This window comes from Proteocatella sphenisci DSM 23131, assembly GCF_000423525.1.
Lineage (GTDB): Bacteria > Bacillota > Clostridia > Peptostreptococcales > Filifactoraceae > Proteocatella > Proteocatella sphenisci.
The window spans coordinates 41,046-57,691 of the sequence record NZ_AUID01000019.1; the positions used below are offsets into that span (position 1 = coordinate 41,046).

The 16,646-nt window shown below is 36.7% G+C and carries 15 protein-coding genes; 13 read left to right on the forward strand and 2 right to left on the reverse strand.

The window, feature by feature from the left end; all coding sequences use genetic code 11:
- The first annotated feature begins 21 nt into the window (after nucleotides 1–21).
- The 9 genes from prdA to G558_RS0108275 all read left to right on the forward strand — a co-directional run bounded on the left by prdA (nucleotide 22) and on the right by G558_RS0108275 (nucleotide 8,254).
- A complete protein-coding gene (prdA, locus tag G558_RS0108230) occupies nucleotides 22–1,878 on the forward strand; it encodes a D-proline reductase (dithiol) proprotein PrdA (RefSeq protein ID WP_028829754.1) in 1,857 nt (618 codons plus the stop codon).
- Nucleotides 1,879–1,909: 31 nt separating this feature from the next.
- Nucleotides 1,910–2,164: a CBO2463/CBO2479 domain-containing protein gene (locus G558_RS0108235; RefSeq protein ID WP_028829755.1), complete on the forward strand. Its 255-nt coding sequence runs from the start codon at nucleotides 1,910–1,912 to the stop codon at nucleotides 2,162–2,164.
- Between the two features lie 24 nt (nucleotides 2,165–2,188).
- Nucleotides 2,189–2,914 carry a D-proline reductase (dithiol) protein PrdB gene (prdB, locus tag G558_RS13860; RefSeq protein ID WP_084502859.1) on the forward strand — a complete coding sequence of 242 codons (726 nt, stop codon included), beginning with the start codon at nucleotides 2,189–2,191 and terminating at the stop codon, nucleotides 2,912–2,914.
- Nucleotides 2,915–2,994: 80 nt separating this feature from the next.
- Nucleotides 2,995–3,753, forward strand: a complete 759-nt coding sequence (gene prdD, locus G558_RS0108250; protein ID WP_028829758.1) for a proline reductase cluster protein PrdD — start codon at nucleotides 2,995–2,997, stop codon at nucleotides 3,751–3,753.
- Between the two features lie 12 nt (nucleotides 3,754–3,765).
- Nucleotides 3,766–4,233 (forward strand): glycine/sarcosine/betaine reductase component B subunit, encoded by a 468-nt coding sequence (locus tag G558_RS0108255; RefSeq protein ID WP_028829759.1) that lies wholly within the window; start codon nucleotides 3,766–3,768, stop codon nucleotides 4,231–4,233.
- A gap of 2 nt (nucleotides 4,234–4,235) precedes the next feature.
- Nucleotides 4,236–5,240, forward strand: coding sequence for a proline racemase (locus G558_RS0108260; protein WP_028829760.1), 1,005 nt, complete (start codon nucleotides 4,236–4,238; stop codon nucleotides 5,238–5,240).
- Between the two features lie 254 nt (nucleotides 5,241–5,494).
- On the forward strand, nucleotides 5,495–6,358 hold the full coding sequence (locus G558_RS0108265; RefSeq protein WP_028829761.1) for a sulfite exporter TauE/SafE family protein: 864 nt from the start codon (nucleotides 5,495–5,497) through the stop codon (nucleotides 6,356–6,358).
- Nucleotides 6,359–6,543: 185 nt separating this feature from the next.
- Entirely contained in the window at nucleotides 6,544–7,557 is a 1,014-nt protein-coding gene (locus tag G558_RS0108270) for an ornithine cyclodeaminase family protein (protein WP_028829762.1), read from the forward strand.
- 49 nt (nucleotides 7,558–7,606) lie between these two features.
- The gene (locus G558_RS0108275; protein ID WP_028829763.1) at nucleotides 7,607–8,254 is read left to right on the forward strand and encodes a lactate utilization protein; all 648 of its coding nucleotides are present in this window, start codon (nucleotides 7,607–7,609) and stop codon (nucleotides 8,252–8,254) included.
- 76 nt (nucleotides 8,255–8,330) lie between these two features.
- Here G558_RS0108275 and G558_RS12785 read toward each other — a convergent pair whose 3' ends face one another.
- Nucleotides 8,331–9,443, reverse strand: coding sequence for a mechanosensitive ion channel family protein (locus tag G558_RS12785; RefSeq protein ID WP_051188599.1), 1,113 nt, complete (start codon nucleotides 9,441–9,443; stop codon nucleotides 8,331–8,333).
- 379 nt (nucleotides 9,444–9,822) lie between these two features.
- Here G558_RS12785 and glmS point away from each other — a divergent pair, with 379 nt between their 5' ends.
- The gene (gene glmS, locus G558_RS0108290; protein ID WP_028829765.1) at nucleotides 9,823–11,649 is read left to right on the forward strand and encodes a glutamine--fructose-6-phosphate transaminase (isomerizing); all 1,827 of its coding nucleotides are present in this window, start codon (nucleotides 9,823–9,825) and stop codon (nucleotides 11,647–11,649) included.
- A gap of 88 nt (nucleotides 11,650–11,737) precedes the next feature.
- Here the strand turns inward: glmS and G558_RS0108295 are convergent, their stop codons facing one another.
- Nucleotides 11,738–12,166 (reverse strand): GNAT family N-acetyltransferase, encoded by a 429-nt coding sequence (locus G558_RS0108295; protein WP_028829766.1) that lies wholly within the window; start codon nucleotides 12,164–12,166, stop codon nucleotides 11,738–11,740.
- A 190-nt stretch (nucleotides 12,167–12,356) separates the two neighbouring features.
- On the opposite strand from G558_RS0108295, the gene G558_RS0108300 reads away from it, so the two are divergent.
- The 3 genes from G558_RS0108300 (at nucleotide 12,357) to G558_RS0108310 (ending at nucleotide 16,028) form a co-directional block, all read left to right on the forward strand.
- The gene (locus G558_RS0108300; protein WP_028829767.1) at nucleotides 12,357–13,424 is read left to right on the forward strand and encodes an alanine/ornithine racemase family PLP-dependent enzyme; all 1,068 of its coding nucleotides are present in this window, start codon (nucleotides 12,357–12,359) and stop codon (nucleotides 13,422–13,424) included.
- Between the two features lie 70 nt (nucleotides 13,425–13,494).
- Nucleotides 13,495–14,970 carry a glutamate--tRNA ligase gene (gene gltX / locus G558_RS0108305; RefSeq protein ID WP_028829768.1) on the forward strand — a complete coding sequence of 492 codons (1,476 nt, stop codon included), beginning with the start codon at nucleotides 13,495–13,497 and terminating at the stop codon, nucleotides 14,968–14,970.
- Between the two features lie 62 nt (nucleotides 14,971–15,032).
- Entirely contained in the window at nucleotides 15,033–16,028 is a 996-nt protein-coding gene (locus G558_RS0108310) for a nucleoid-associated protein (RefSeq protein WP_051188601.1), read from the forward strand.
- Nucleotides 16,029–16,646 lie beyond the last annotated feature (618 nt).

A 16,646-nucleotide genomic window follows, 5' to 3' on the forward strand; every position in this document is an offset into this window, starting at 1 on the left:
TCCAAAAAGGAGGAACGTGTAATGTCAATAACTTTAGAAACAGCTAAGGCTCATGCTAAAGACCCTGCAGTTTCTTGCTGTAGATTTGAAGCAGGAACTGTTATTGAAGTATCAAACCTTGAAGACCCAGCAATATTTGCTGATTTACAAGACTCAGGACTTCTTAATATATCAGATGATTGTTTAACAATCGAGCAAGCATTAGGAGCAAAATTAACTAAAACAGTTGATGCTCTTACTCCACTTACAGCAGCAGTAGTAGATGGAATAACAGCAGTAGCAGCAGCACCAGTAGTAGAAGAGGTGGCTGAGGTTGCAGCAGCACCAGCACCAGCACCACAAATGATGCCTTTATCAAATGGTGGAGCAGTAAGAATCCACATAGGTGAAGGAAAGAACATAGATCTTGAAATACCTCTTGGTGTAGCAACTCAAATGGGTGTAGCACCAGCGGCTATGACATCAGCGGCTATCGTAGAAGCTCCAGCAGCAGTAGCGGCAGCAGCAGAAGAAAAAGTTCTTAGAAGTCTTACAAGAAAGCACTTCAAAATAGAAAAAGTTGAGTTTGGACCAGAAACTAAAATAGAAGGAACTACTCTATACATCAGAGAAGGAATCGAAAAAGAAGCTGTAGATTCAGAGAATCTAGTAGTTTCACTAAAAGTAGAAATAATCACTCCTGACAAATATGATACTCATTCAGAAACTATAATGGACGTACAACCTATCGCAACTAAAGAAGAAGGCGAATTAGGAACAGGTATTACAAGAATGCTTGATGGCGTTATTATGATGGTAACTGGAGTAGATGAAGGCGGAGTACAAATCGGAGAGTTTGGATCATCAGAAGGACCACTTGACAGAAATATCATGTGGGGAAGACCAGGAGCTCCTGATAAAGGCGAAATCTTTATAAAGACAGAAGTTGTTATAAAAGCACATACTAATATGGAAAGACCAGGACCTCTTGCAGCACACAAGGCTTCTGACTTCATCACTGATGAAATTAGAAAAGCACTTAAAGCAGCGGATGCTGCCCTATGTGTAAACGAAGAAACTTTCGTTCAAAAAAGAAGACCAGGAAAGAAAAAAGTAGTAGTAATAAAAGAAATAATGGGACAGGGCGCAATGCATGACAATCTTATCCTTCCAGTTGAGCCAGTAGGAACACTTGGAGCTAAGCCAAACGTTGACCTTGGAAACCTTCCAGTAGTTCTTTCACCACTTGAGGTGCTTGATGGAGGAATCCATGCACTTACTTGTATAGGACCTGCTTCAAAAGAGTGTTCAAGACATTACTTCAGAGAGCCGCTTGTACTTAAGGCTATGCAAGATGAAGAGCTTGATCTTTGTGGAGTAATATTTATAGGATCACCACAGGTAAACTCAGAGAAATTCTATGTATCAAACAGACTTGGAATGATGGTAGAAGCTATGGACGTAGACGGAGCTATCATAACAACTGAAGGATTCGGAAACAACCATATAGACTTTGCATCTCACCACGAGCAAATAGGATCAAGAGGAGTTGCGGTAGTAGGAGTATCTTACTCAGCAGTTCAAGGAGCCCTAGTTGTTGGAAACGAATACATGAAGTTCATGGTAGACAACAACAAGTCTAAGCAAGGAATCGAAAACGAGATACTTGCAAACAATACTTTATCACCAGAAGATGCAATAAGAGCAGTTGTAATGCTTAAAAATGTAATGGCTGGAGAAGAAGTTAAGACTGCAGAAAGAAAATGGAACGCAAACGTAAAGCTTAACAACGTAGAACTGATTGAAAAATCTCAGGGAATTAAAATAGTTCTTGAAGATAATGAGCAATCACTTGTAAAGAGTAAAAAAAGAGCAGAAATCTACGAAGTAGAAGCGTAAAATTTCAAACTAGCAATAAAGGAGAACTTAGATGGATAAATTAAGATATACTTCTACGGAAAGATATGTGGAAGGCGTAATAGTTGATGTTAAAGACGGTTCTGTAGGAATAGATCTTAAAGGTAGACTGGGTCACCTGAGTGTACCGATGAGAATGCTCATAACAGATTATGAACCACAATTAGGACTAGAGGTAGGATTCTTAATGAGTTATCCTGAAGTGATAGGACCTGAAATAAACGAAAAATACGCTCAAAATTTAGAACATAAAAAAAATAGAGAATAAATAAGGAAAAGGAGGAATATAATAATGAGTCTTACAGTAGTCAAAGGACTTCAGTCAGAAATATTTGTTCCAGTAACTCCGCAACCAGTGTGGACTCCAGTTACAAAAGAACTTAAAGATTCAGTAGTTGCCCTTGCAACAGCAGCGGGTGTTCATCTGAAAACAGATAAAAGATTTAATCTTGCAGGAGATTTCTCATTCAGAGCAATTCCTGGAAATACAAAAGGTACAGATTTAATGGTATCACACGGTGGATACGATAACGGAGATGTTAATAAAGACGTAAACTGTATGTTCCCTATCGAAAGATTACAAGAACTTGCAGCAGAAGGATTTATAAAAGCAGTTGCTCCGATGCACTTCGGATTCATGGGTGGTGGAGGAGACCAGGCGAAATTCACTGAAGAGACTGGCCCAGAAATCGCTAAGCAACTATTAGCAGAAAACGTAGATGCAGTTCTTCTTACAGCAGGCTGAGGTACATGCCACCGCTCTGCCGTGATCGTGCAGAGAGCAATCGAATCAGCTGGAATACCTACTATAATTATAGCAGCGCTACCTCCAGTAGTTAGACAAAACGGAACTCCAAGAGCAGTTGCACCACTAGTACCAATGGGAGCAAACGCAGGAGAGCCAAACAACATAGAAATGCAGACAGCAATAGTTAAAGCAACGCTTGAGCAATTAATAAAAATACCAAGTGCAGGAAAGATAGTACCATTACCATTCGAGTACCACGCACACGTATAATAAATAGAACTCACAATATAAAAATATACACAGGAGAGGTTCTCCCTTTCCTGTGTATAAAACAATAAGCAGGTGTAAAAATGGAAACTGTAGATTTGCGTAGATTAGTAATAAGATCTTTTCACGTAAAAAAAGTCGAGTTTGCTGATAAGTTTGAGTTTTTGAATGGCACACTCAAAATTGATAAAAAAATAACAAATAAATTAATAGCTCAGGATCCAATAATCAAGGACGTAAGAATAGAAATCATAAATCCTTATGACCATGATAGAGAAATAAACACTATTATGGACATTGTGCCTATGTCAGTTAAAGTGCTTGGAAGCCTTGGAGAAGGCATTACATATACGATGACAGGTGCGTATGTTATGTTGACAGGTTGTGATGACGACGGTAGACAGATGCATGAATTTGGATCATCAGAAGGAAATCTTAGTGAACAGATGGTATTTGGAAGAGCTGGGACTCCAGCAAAGTCTGATTATATTATCCATGTGGATGTACTTGTTGAAGGTGGGCTACCCTACGATAGGAAATTGCCAATATCAGCATTCAAGGCATGTGATGAGATTATAGATTCAATAAGAGCTGAGCTTAAGAAACTTGAACCAAGAGAAGCGGACGAAGTTCATGAGTTTTATGATCGCATAAGAAAAGATTCTAAAAAAGTAGCGCTGGTAAAACAGATTGCAGGACAGGGAGCTATGTATGACAATCAGCTATTCCCTGAACAACCTTTTGGTTACACTGGTGGAATTTCAATAATTGATATGGCGAATATGCCAGTTGTACTGTCTCCTAATGAATACCGAGATGGTGCACTCAGATCAATGACCTAATGGAGGTATAAAATGGGTATAGGACCATCGACAAAAGAGACAAGTCTGCATCATTTTAGAGATCCATTACTGGATATATTATCAAACGATACAGATATAGATCTTGTAGGAATAATGCTTGTAGGCACACCGCAAGACAATAAAGAAAAAGAAAGAGTTGGACAAAGGGCAGCGCAGTTGCTTGAAGCGATGAGAGTGGATGGATGTATAGTTTCTTGTGACGGTTGGGGAAATTCGCATGTTGATTATGCGAATACACTCGAAGAAATAGGAAAGAGAAATATTCCACTTGTTGGAGTAACATTCAACGGAGTCCAGGCCAAATTTGTTGTAACTAATAAATACATGGATACAATCGTAGATATAAACAAGTCTAAAGAAGGTATTGAAACCGAGGTAGTAGGTGAAAATACAACAAGCACGCTGGATGCAAAAAAAGCAACAGCATTTTTGAAACTTAAAATGAGAAAGCGAGGATAACTATGATTTTTTCAAGAGGAATACAGGCAATAGATTCTCATACAGCAGGAGAACCAACAAGAATAGTTACAGGGGGAATTCCTAACATAAAAGGAAAAACAATGCCAGAAAAGAAAGAGTATCTTGAGAAAGAACTTGATTATTTAAGAACGGCTATAATGCTTGAGCCAAGAGGACATAATGATATGTTTGGTTCAATAATCACAGCACCTACAACAGACGAAGCGGATCTTGGAATTATATTCATGGACGGTGGCGGATACCTTAACATGTGCGGACATGGTACTATAGGTGCGGTTACTGCTGCTATAGAAACAGGGATGGTTCCAATGGTAGAGCCAATTACTACTGTTGTACTTGAAGCGCCAGCTGGAATAATAAAAGCAGAAGCTCAAGTGGAAAATGGCAGAGTTAAGAGTGTTTCTTTTGTAAACGTACCAGCATTCCACTACAAAAAAGAGCAAAAAGTTAATTTTGATGGAAAAGAGATCACTTTTGATATTTCTTTTGGAGGAAGTTTCTTTGCAATAGTTCATGCTAAGCAACTTGGTCTTGAAATTAAGCCTGAAAACACAGGAAAACTTACAGAAATTGCGCTTAAACTTAGAGATATAATAAACGCAGAAATCGAAATTCAGCATCCACTTCTACCGCATATTAAGACAGTAGATCTAGTTGAAATATATGATGAGCCTACTCATCCAGAAGCAACATATAAGAACGTTGTTATATTTGGACAAGGACAAGTTGACAGATCACCTTGTGGTACTGGAACTTCTGCAAAACTTGCAACACTTCACTCAAAAGGCGAAATAGCAGTAGGTGAAAAATTTGTATATGAAAGTATTCTTGGAACACTTTTCTACGGAGAAATCGTAGGGACTACAAAAGTTGGAGAATTTGATGCAGTAATTCCAAAAATAGCTGGATCTGCATATATTACTGGATTCAACCACTTTGTAATTGATGAGTGCGACCCTCTGAAGCATGGATTTATTTTAAGATAAGTTTTAAAACTTATGTTAATCTCGAGTGCAATTTGAATCATAAAAAACACTCGAGATTAACTAAAAATTAACAAAAAATGAACAATATTAGACCTGTATTAAATGCGTTTAAAAAACAATGGAATCATTGATTTTACTGAATAAATTATAAAAAAAAAGACGATATGTATTTGTTTTTTTTACAAAATATGCTATAATAAAGATATATTAAATGTTAAAATTTTAATATAAAAACTACTTAGGAGGAATTATTTATGAACGCATCACTAGTACTACTTAGCGTACTCGCTCTACTTCTTGCAGGATTCTCTTTTATATTTGTAAAAGATTATGTTGCACACAAAGATCAACTTGAATCAGAAACAAATTTTGTAACATCAGGAATTATAGGTATGGTAGTAAACTTCTTCGATACACTGGGAATAGGATCATTTGCTCCTACAACAGCGCTTCTTAGAACATTCAAGCAAATAGATGACAGGGTTCTTCCTGGAACACTTAACGTTGCTTGTACAATCCCAGTTATAGTAGAAGCATTTGCTTTTATAAGAGCTGTAGAGGTTGAGCCAATAACACTTACATCTATGCTTGTGGCAGCATCTGTAGGATCATACTTTGGAGCAGGATTTATGTCTAAACTTCCAAAAGCTACAGTGCAAAGAGTAATGGCAGTAGCACTTGGACTTGCAGGTCTTGTAATGCTTGCACAGATGCTTGGAATCTTCCCAGGTGGAGGAGAAGCTATTGGTCTTACAGGAGTAGCTCTTGTAATAGGAGTTGTTGGTAATATGATACTTGGTGCTCTTATGACAGCAGGAGTTGGACTTTATGCTCCATGTATGGCACTTGTATACCTTCTTGGAATGAGCCCAGCAGTTGCTTTCCCAATAATGATGGGATCATGTGCATACCTTATGCCAATATGCTCAGTGAAATTCATAAAAGAAGGAGCATATAACAGAAAAGCATCAATGGCAATAGCTGTGTTTGGGGTAGTAGGAGTTCTTATAGCTGTATTCCTTGTAACATCACTTCCGCTTACAGTTCTTAAATGGCTTGTAGTGTGTGTTATAGCTTATACTTCAATATCAATGTTCAAAGCTTCAAAAACTGCATAATATTTTATATTAAAATAATAGCTGTTAAATGATATAATATAAAAAAGTTGTTGATTAAATCAGCAACTTTTTTTATCCTTTTATTCTGAGAATACCCCTGCTCTAAGTTGCTCTTCTCGCTTTAAGGAGAACAAAGGCGGCGGGAGCGTTCAATCTTATAATGTATGTAAATGAGGAGGTAAGAAATGCTAATTTTAACAAGAAAAGATATTGATCAATTCTATACGATGGAGGACTGCATAGAGTCGGTAATGGAAGCGTTTGCGCTGAGTTCTTCTAAAAAGGTAAAGGCACCTGTTAGAACCAAGCTTACAGTAGAGCATGTGCAAGGTAATGCGCTTTTTATGCCGGGGCTGGTAGAGGAGAAAGGTTATTTAGGAGCTAAGATAGTCTCTGTATTTCCTCAAAATTCATCAAAAGGAAAACCTGTTGTAAATGCTACTATAGTAATGCTGGATGTTGAAACTGGAGAAGTAAAGGCTCTTATAGATGGGACTTACGTAACTAAGATGAGGACGGGAGCTGCAACTGGGGCTTCAATTAAATTACTCGCAAGAGAAAATGTTAAGATTGGCGTACTTTTTGGTACTGGAGGTCAGTCGGAGAAACAACTTGAGGCAATGATAGCTACAAGACATTTTGAAGAAATAAGAGTAGTGGGAAGAAACTTCGAAAAGACACTTGATTTTTGCGAAAAGATGAGCTTACTTATTCCGGAAATGAAAGTTAAAGAAGACCATAAAAATGTTGAAATAACTGCATATAAAGATGGGAATGATGCAGTTGCAGAAGCTGATATAATAGTACTTGCAACGACATCAACCAAGGGATTGTTTGATGGGAATCTGCTTAAGAATGGAGTCCATATATCTGGAGTAGGTTCTTATACCAAAGAAATGTGTGAAATGGATAAGACTACTGTCCTCACTGCGGATAAAGTATACATTGATGACAGAGATTCTATGCTTGAAGAAGCTGGAGAATTTACCCAGCTGATTGACCAGGGTATAATAAGCGAGGACTTCTACACAGGCGAAATTGGAGATCTCATACTTGGGAAAGTACCAGGAAGAGAAAACGAAGACGAAATAACTATATTTAAAAGTGTTGGAATATCTGCCCAGGATTTAGTATCTGCAGAAAATATTTACAGAAAAGCAATTGAACTGGGAATTGGTCAAGTTATAGACTTTGATTAACATTAAACGCTTTATGTGCTAAAATATAACTAACAAGGAGGTATTTATTATGAATTTTAAAGACGCAGCAAAAAAATGTGAGGATTTAAAGATCCAAAGAACTATTAAAGCTTTACATAAAAACAATATTGAAGGATATTACGCAAAAGATGCAGAAGAAGCTATAAAAACATTCAGGAGCCTGGTAAAAGAGAATTCAGTTGTCACAGCTGGAGGATCTATGTCCTGTGTTGAAACAGGAATCATGGATTTGTTAAGAAGCGGAGCATATGACTATAGAGATAGAGAAAGATCTGGAATAACGCATGAAGAAGTGCAGCAGGTTCTTAGAGATGCGTTTACTTCTGATTATTTTATTACAAGCACAAATGCCATAACAGAAAATGGAGAACTGTTCAATATAGATGGAAACGGGAACCGCGTTGCCGCAATATCTTTTGGACCTAAAGAAGTTATAGTAATAACCGGCTCAAACAAAATAGTCAGAGACTCAGAAGAAGCAAGAAAACGTGTAAAAGCGATTTCGGCACCTGCAAATGCAATGAGACTTGATTGTGAGACACCGTGCACGATAGATGGAATTTGCAGAAACTGTGCATCTGAGAAAAGAATCTGTTGTACAGAGGTACTCACTGGGTTTCAAAGAATAAAGAATAGGATAAAGGTAATCATAATTGATGGGGATTTTGGATTCTAATAGTATGGATATATCAAAAATAATGTATTAATCAAAAAAAACCACAGCTTGTGGTTTTTTTTGATTAAAGAAGTTTTTATAAGTTTTCCATATAAACGCTTGTAGAAGGAAATGCAAAGCTTGAATTATGTCTTTGCAAGATGTCAAGTATTTCATAATTGACTTCTTCTCTTACTCGTTTAAGTTCAAAGAGAGATGTCTGATTTGTATAAAAGGTGACCATGATACTAATAGAACTTTCGGCAAATTCGTCGAGTTTAACCAAGGCTGTTTCTGTAATTATGTCTTTATGAATTTCAAGATACATCTGTATATCATGGATGATGCTCTTTATCTGAGAAGGAGAAGTAGCGTATGTGATACCAAAATTAAATTTGACCCTACGTTTGTTCATCTTAGACCAGTTAGTTATAGAGGCGCTTGAAAGAGTGGAATTTGGAACCACGAGCATAGCATCGTCAAAAGTTCTTATGCGAGTACTCCTGAAAGAAATATCTTCTACGACGCCTTCTATAGAGTCGGATTGTATCCAGTCTCCTACAGCAAAGGGCTTATCAGATATGATTACAAGTCCTCCAAAAATATTAGAGGCAGTGTCTTGAGCGGCAAGAGCAAATGTAAGACCGCCGAGTCCCACTCCTGTGATAAGTCCATTTATATTTACTCCAAATTCCCCAAGCACTATCAAGATTGCAATTACAAAAATTACAACTTTTATGATTTTTGTAAAGAACATCATAAGGGTATCATCGAGCAGAGTAGAACTTGGATTTTTAATCCGACTGAAGGCTTCCATTATAATGGGAATTGCTGTGTATATAAAATATATTACGCACAGTATAATAGCAAGTCTGTAAAATTTTCTTACAAAAGCAAGCATCATAGGATAATCAGTTATCAAAGTTTTTTGAGCCATGAATGATATAAACATCAAGGTTGATACAAATATAAGACGTAATGGCTTTTTCAAAAAAAACATGGAAGATATTTCAACATTTAACTTGGTTTTTTTCGTTAATCTATGCATAAAATTAATTATGATGTTTGCAAAATAGCTCTTAAAAATATGAGCGAGTATGAATACTATTATTAATATGAAAATATTCGCAAAGTATCTTGCAAAGAAATCATAAATACTGTAAAATAAATTGTTAAAAATGGCAGAAAATGCGTAAATGAGCCTTTCCATAAAACCTCCCTGGTAAAATAAAATAAATTGCTTGCATAGTATAAATGATATCAGTAGACTAATTTTTTGTCAAACAAGACTCCAAAATTCCAACTATTTGCTCTTTTTCAAAAACAGCAAATCCATGTACGTAAATAAAAAAATGTGTTATAATGTAATCTACCCAGTATATGTACAGCAAAATACAGCGCCAGAGCCTTTTATAAGGCTGACGAGGATAAGAGTTATCGAAAATTCGGCGGATGCTCTTAGGGCTTCACAGTCCAAGAAACACACAAAACTACTGAGCAATCAGGAGGACAAAAAATGTTTCATGTGATATAGCAATGCTATAGTTGCGTCTACTATCTGGGAATATAATTTAAGGAGACACAAAAAAATGTGCGGAATAGTAGGATATGTAGGTAGCAGACAAGCCCAAAATGTAATAATAGAGGGGCTTGAAAAACTTGAGTACAGAGGATATGATTCCTCGGGAATAGCAGTGGTTCATGAAAACAGTATAAATACTGCAAAATTCAAAGGAAGACTTTCGGTGCTAGATAATTTCACAAAAGAAAATCCGATAACAGGTAATGTTGGTATAGGCCACACAAGATGGGCGACTCATGGAGCACCCTCTGATATAAACTCCCACCCTCACCTTAACAACAAAGAGACCATAGCGGTTGTACACAATGGTATAATCGAAAATTACCTTACCCTCAAAGAAGAACTTCAGAGCAAGGGTTACCAGTTTGTGTCTGAGACAGACACAGAGGTCATAGCCCATATCGTAGATTACTACTATGAAGGAGACCTTATGGAGGCGGTATTTAAGGCTATCAAAAAACTTAAGGGTGCATATGCACTTGGAGTAATTGCCAAGGACAGCCCTGGTGAGATGATTGCTGTAAGAAAAGAATCTCCTCTTATAGTAGGGCTTAGTGAGGATGGAAATTATATAGCTTCAGATGTACCTGCAATACTTAATTATACAAGAGATGTATACTTCCTGGATAATGGAGAAGTTGTGAGACTAAAACCTTCTGGAGTGGAAATTTTCGATTTTGATAAAAACCCCGTAGACAAAGAGGTTCATACTGTGGAGTGGTCTGTGGAGGCTGCAACAAAGGGTGGATACGAGCATTTCATGCTCAAAGAAGTTTATGAACAGCCACAAGCTATAAAAGAAACCCTGACAAGAAGAATAGATGAAGACGGTTATATAAAACTTGATGATATAAAACTGTCTGCCGAAGATTTAAATAGTATAAATAAAATATATATAGTTGCATGTGGAACGGCGTATCATGCTGGTAAAATTGGTAAACTTGCTATTGAAAAACTGGCAAAGATACCTGTTGAGACAGACATAGCTTCAGAATTCAGATACTCTGATCCTTTCGTAGACAAGAATACACTACTGATACTTGTCAGCCAGTCTGGTGAGACGGCAGACACACTTGCCGCCCTTAGAGAAGCAAAGAGAAAGGGAGCAAGAGTTCTTTCGATAACAAACGTAGTAGGATCATCAATAGCAAGGGAATCAGATGACGTGTTTTATACATGGGCTGGCCCTGAGGTTGCGGTAGCCAGCACAAAAGCTTATACGACGCAGCTGATTGCATTTTATATGGTTGCACTCAATATGGCAATTAAAAAAGGAACTATAACAAAAGAACTTTATTTCGAAGTTTTGGATGAGATGAAGACGCTTTCTTCAAAGGTGGAAAGTCTTCTTGAAAATGTTGACGCTGAAAAATCTATTGCAGAAAGAATTAAAGACAAAAGTTCTCTTTTCTATCTAGGTAGAGGAGCTGATTATCAGACTGCTCTGGAAGGCTCATTAAAATTAAAAGAAATCTCATATATATTTACAGAAGCATTTGCAGCAGGAGAACTTAAACATGGGACCATAGCTCTTATAGAAGAGGGTACACCTGTGGTTGCAATTGCTACTCAAAAAGATCTTGTGGGAAAAATGATTTCAAATATAAAAGAAGTCAAAGCCAGAGGGGCCTATGTGTATGCCATCGCCACTGAAGGTGAGACTGAAATAAAAAAGGTTGCTGATGAGGTTATATATATCCCTGAGACACTGGATATATTAAAACCTGTGCTTTCGGTAATACCAACACAACTGATTGCGTATTATACCTCCCTTGCAAAAGGCATAGATGTAGACAAGCCAAGAAACCTTGCTAAATCTGTAACGGTTGAATAATATACAGGATAAAAATGAGCCCCGAGGGTCTAGTCAGTACTAATTTCTGGCTAGACCCTCGGGGCTCATTTGATTATATAAAAAATAATTATCCCAAAAACACCAGTTCAAAGCTTCCTTGGCCATCAGTTTTAAAGCCCTGGTTTTCAAGAGCCCTAAGTGAAGATACATTTGAAGATCTTACAAGAGCGCTGATAAACTCTGAAGACGGATGGTATTCATTCATATAGTTTTTCACATAGCCAATCATTTCAGTAGCCACGCCATTGTTTTGATAATCTGGACTTACTGCCATAAGATCTATCCAGTGAGCCTCATAGTGGGGGGTACAGACATGCATTGTGGAAATGAAGCCTGATGGAACATCATTTATGTATTTTATGAAAATTTCATAGGAAGGATTTCTGCTCATCCTTTTGGCGAGTTCATCAGAGGATAAGGTTATAGATTTAAATGTAGAAGTGTCTATGCTTATGAGATCCCTGGACATTTCAATGCTGTAGTCGTATTTTTTCATGGCTACTCCTTTTTATTAAAAATTGGAAATATAACAAATCCCTGTGCTTATACATAAATTTTACAGCGACTGGACGAAAAATACAATAGAATATAATGAATTAATCTTGTTAAAAATGCTTTATTTGATGTAAAATAGGAGAAGAGCGAAAGAAAGCGAAAATTTAAATATAAATATGGAGGAAAAAGATATGAAAGACAGATACCCATGTTTGACAATAGACACACAAAAACTTATACATAACACAAAAGCAGTGATAGAAATCTGCAAAAAGAACAATATAAAGGTAATGGCTGTAACAAAGCTGTTTCAGGGGAATACCCGTATGGCTCAGATGATGGTAGATTCTGGAGTAGAGTGTATAGGAGATGCAAGAATACAAAACCTCATAAGACTCAAAGACATAAAAGTTGAAAAAGCACTCATCAGACTGCCTATGCTAAGTGAAATAGACCTTTTAGTGGAATATGCAGACATAAGTCTCAATTCTGAGATAGAGACTATAAGAGCCATTTCAGATTACTGCCTGGAACATGACAAAAAGCATAAAATAGTGCTTATGGTAGATATGGGAGACAGAAGAGAAGGGGTTAATGAAGAAGATGTATTTTCAACTGCCCAGCAAATAGCAGAGTGCAAGGGAGTAGAACTGGTAGGACTTGGCGTGAATTTTGGATGCTTTGGAGGAGTCGTGCCTGATAAAGAATCCATGGAATCTTTTATGAATCATGTAGAGACTATTGAAGAAAAACTAAATCTTAAATTTACCCATATTACAGGAGGGAGTTCACTTCATCTTCATATGATATGGGAGGGCAGTCTACCTGAGGGAATAACCCATCTTAGGATAGGTCAGTCAATAAACCTTGGAGTAGAAGACAAGTATGGAGACGTTATAGATGGACTCTATGGCGATGTATACAAGCTTCATGCCCAGGTTATAGAAAAAAAGACCAAACCCTCAGTTCCAAAGGGCCAGATAGGTATTGATGCATTTGGGAATGTACCAGTATTTAAAGAAAGAGGCAATCTAAAGAGGCTTATACTTGGGATAGGGAGGCAGGATGTTTTGCTCGATGGCCTTACTCCTGAAGACAGGGAAATAGAAATTATGGGTGGGAGCAGTGACCACATGATTCTTAATGTTACACCTTGCACCAAAGAATACAGTATTGGAGACATAGTGAGCTTTGAGATGAATTACAGTTCACTCCTTAGCGTATTTAATTCAGAGTACGTATACAAAAGATTCATCTAATAGTGTATAATGATACTTTGCAGATTTAATAATTTATTATATTTAAAATAAAGAAAGAAGAGGATAAATAATGAATGTAGTACGTTTTGCACCATCACCGACAGGATTTGTTCACATAGGAAGCTTGAGGACCGCTCTTTACAACTATCTTTTTGCAAAAAAAACAGGAGGCAAGTATCTCCTGAGAGTTGAAGATACTGATCAGAGTAGACTTGTAGAAGGCGCGCTCGAAGGAATGCTTAATGCTATGGCATGGGCAGGAATCGATCACTCAGAAGGCGTAATGATAGATGAAAATCAGAATATATATCAAAGTGGAGAAAATGGACCCTATATACAGTCTCAGAGACTTGAAATATACAAAACATATATGAAGCAGCTGATAGATTCTGGTCATGCATATTACTGTTTCTGTACTAAAGACAGACTAGACAGCCTCAGAGAGTCACAAAAATCAGAAGGAAACACAGCCAAATATGATGGTCACTGCAAATCACTTACAAAAGAACAAGTTGAAGAAAACCTTAAGAACAATGTACCACATGTAATAAGGCTAAAACTTCCAGAAAACTATGATATAACGTTCAACGATATAGTAAGAGGCCAGGTTACAGTAAACACTAATGACATAGATGATCAAGTTCTCATGAAGACAGACGGATTTCCCACCTACCACATGGCAGTAATAGTAGATGACCATCTTATGGGTGTGACTCATGTAATAAGAGGAGAAGAATGGCTGCCATCAACACCAAAGCATGTATATTTGTACCAGGCTTTAGGTTGGGAAGCGCCTACATTTGTCCATCTTCCAAACATACTCAATAATGACAGGAAAAAACTTTCCAAACGTCAGGGAGACGTTGCAGTTGAAGATTTCAAAAAGAAAGGCTATCTTAAAGAAGCACTTGTTAATTATGTTGCACTTCTTGGATGGTCGCCAGATGATAACCAGGAAATATTTACAATGCAAGAACTTGAGCAGGCCTTCAACCTGGAAAAAGTTTCAAAGAGCGGTGGAGTTTTTGACGTGGCAAAGCTTAACTGGATGAACAACCAGTATATAAAGGCATATGATCTGGACCAGCTCACCGAGCTATGCATACCCTTTGTAGTTGAAGCAGGTCTCATGGCAAAAGAAGAAGCGGATTCAAAAAAAGACTGGTTAAAGCTTGCTGTAGATACTGTAAGAGAATCAATGGATTATCTGATGATATTCCCTGAAAAGATAAAACTTTTGCTTGAAGATCACGTTGGTGAAATAGAGCCAGACGCAATGGAGTTTTTCAAATTAGATCATATGGCCCAACTTTCTGATGCACTTGAGGCAAAGATATCTGCGGCTGATGTAATCACAGAAGACTTTGTAGGAGTTATGTTTAAAGAAATTCAAAAAGAAAACTCAATAAAAGGCAAGGATCTTTTTATGGGAACCAGAGTTCTCCTTACAGGGCAGATGCATGGACCGGATATAAAAAAATTATTGACATTACTTGGAAAAGAAAGACTATTAGTTAGAATTAAAGAGTCAAGAAAAAATCTGTAATTTTATAAGACCAGAGTTGATAATAGAAATGGAGCAAGATGTTTGATTTAGGAAAGATATTAATGTACAAGGCAGTAATACACACATTTAGCAAAGAAAGCGAATATCCCGTGTGCTCTACCTACGAAATAGATCATGAAGAAGAACTCACATTTGAGATACTAAAAAGAAATATTGAAAAAATACATGGGTCATCAGAAATGAAATGGTCATCATTCAAAGAAAACTCTATTGTAGAAAAGATGCTGGAAAATCTTGACGATGACCTCAATCTCTTTATGGAAGTAACCAAGGATCTCAGCTATATGATTCATAAAAATATATTTGAAAACAGAGAAGCCCTGACTTCTTGTGACATAGCATTTGTGCTCTTTGAGATGGATGAGCTGATGTATTTTGCATGCATAAAATTCAATTACAAAGATTTGCTTGTCAGAAAACTTGAAGAAACAAGAGATGGTTCTATAGCTATGATAACAAAGAGCAATGATCTGTATCTAAGTCCTAAATCAAAAACTGAAGAAGGATTTCTTGTACATCTTAAATTCATGGATATTGCACTTTTAGACAAAACTTACACAGTAAAAGGCGAAAAACAGAGTTTTTTTGGAGATCTAGTACTAGGGCTCAGTAGCGCAATGTCAGAAAAAGAAAAACTTAAGGCCTTTAATCAGGTTAATAAAAGAGTTCAGGAAAAGTTCATAGGAGAAGATATTCAGCAAAAAGCTCATATAAAAAAAGCCATAGCAGATACAATTGTAGAAGAAGGCACTATTGAAATAGATAAAGTCCTGGATCGTGCGTTTGAAGACGACCAGGAAGTAAAAGGAATTTACAAAGAAGCATTTAAGAAGGCCAAGCTCGAAAAAGCAGAAATAAAAGTGGGCGAAATCATGGCCAGAAAATTTGACAGACAAAAAATTATCACAGGAAATGGAATAGAAATATCTATTCCTGTGGATTATTATAAAGATACTGACAAGATTGAAATAATTTCAAACAGCGATGGTACCATTACTATAGTTGTTAAAAATATAGAAGAATACAAATCTGTATAAGACCCTCGTATTCTTGTCTTATACCAGGACTTTGAGTAACATAATAATAAAGCGTTTATAACTGGTGAAAACCTTGTTATAGACGCTTTTATGTATAGAAAACCTGTTTTTGGAAAATAAAGGCATTAAATCAACGAAAAAAACTCATTAAAACTCATAAAAAATATATTGACGAAATGCATCCCAGATGGTATATTAATATACGTCCTCAAAAACGGATTGAAAAGACCCATCGTCGAATGAGGCAGTTCAAGACTTGAAGATGAAAAAAGTGTTGACAAAGAAAGCACAAAATGATAATATTAAAAAGCACCAAAAAGCTCATCAGAGCTAAGCGGGCAGCCAGAAAAGTCAAATCAATACTTGAAAAAAAATATTGACAAAAAAAACTTTCTGGAGTATACTAATAAAAGTCACCACAAGGTGGCAGAATAATCAAATAATGAACCTTGAAAACTAAACAGCAGAATATACAAACCATTTATAGGTGTGAGCCGCAAGGCAATCATCTACAAAAAGAAACAAACCGTAATTTCAATTAATTGAGATAACAAAAATAGATATGTCGGATGTTTAATCCGGCCAGTCAAACATTAAATTTAAGAGTTTGATCCTGGC

Bases quoted from the DNA above. Each gene is read 5' to 3' on its own strand.
- glmS (WP_028829765.1), top strand. From the start codon at position 9,823: ATGTGCGGAATAGTAGGATATGTAGGTAGCAGACAAGCCCAAAATGTA.
- G558_RS0108270 (WP_028829762.1), top strand. From the start codon at position 6,544: ATGCTAATTTTAACAAGAAAAGATATTGATCAATTCTATACGATGGAG.
- G558_RS0108310 (WP_051188601.1), top strand. From the start codon at position 15,033: ATGTACAAGGCAGTAATACACACATTTAGCAAAGAAAGCGAATATCCC.
- G558_RS0108255 (WP_028829759.1), top strand. From the start codon at position 3,766: ATGGGTATAGGACCATCGACAAAAGAGACAAGTCTGCATCATTTTAGA.
- G558_RS12785 (WP_051188599.1), bottom strand. From the start codon at position 9,443: ATGGAAAGGCTCATTTACGCATTTTCTGCCATTTTTAACAATTTATTT.
- G558_RS0108295 (WP_028829766.1), bottom strand. From the start codon at position 12,166: ATGAAAAAATACGACTACAGCATTGAAATGTCCAGGGATCTCATAAGC.
- gltX (WP_028829768.1), top strand. From the start codon at position 13,495: ATGAATGTAGTACGTTTTGCACCATCACCGACAGGATTTGTTCACATA.
- G558_RS0108265 (WP_028829761.1), top strand. From the start codon at position 5,495: ATGAACGCATCACTAGTACTACTTAGCGTACTCGCTCTACTTCTTGCA.
- prdD (WP_028829758.1), top strand. From the start codon at position 2,995: ATGGAAACTGTAGATTTGCGTAGATTAGTAATAAGATCTTTTCACGTA.
- prdA (WP_028829754.1), top strand. From the start codon at position 22: ATGTCAATAACTTTAGAAACAGCTAAGGCTCATGCTAAAGACCCTGCA.
- G558_RS0108235 (WP_028829755.1), top strand. From the start codon at position 1,910: ATGGATAAATTAAGATATACTTCTACGGAAAGATATGTGGAAGGCGTA.
- G558_RS0108300 (WP_028829767.1), top strand. From the start codon at position 12,357: ATGAAAGACAGATACCCATGTTTGACAATAGACACACAAAAACTTATA.
- G558_RS0108260 (WP_028829760.1), top strand. From the start codon at position 4,236: ATGATTTTTTCAAGAGGAATACAGGCAATAGATTCTCATACAGCAGGA.
- G558_RS0108275 (WP_028829763.1), top strand. From the start codon at position 7,607: ATGAATTTTAAAGACGCAGCAAAAAAATGTGAGGATTTAAAGATCCAA.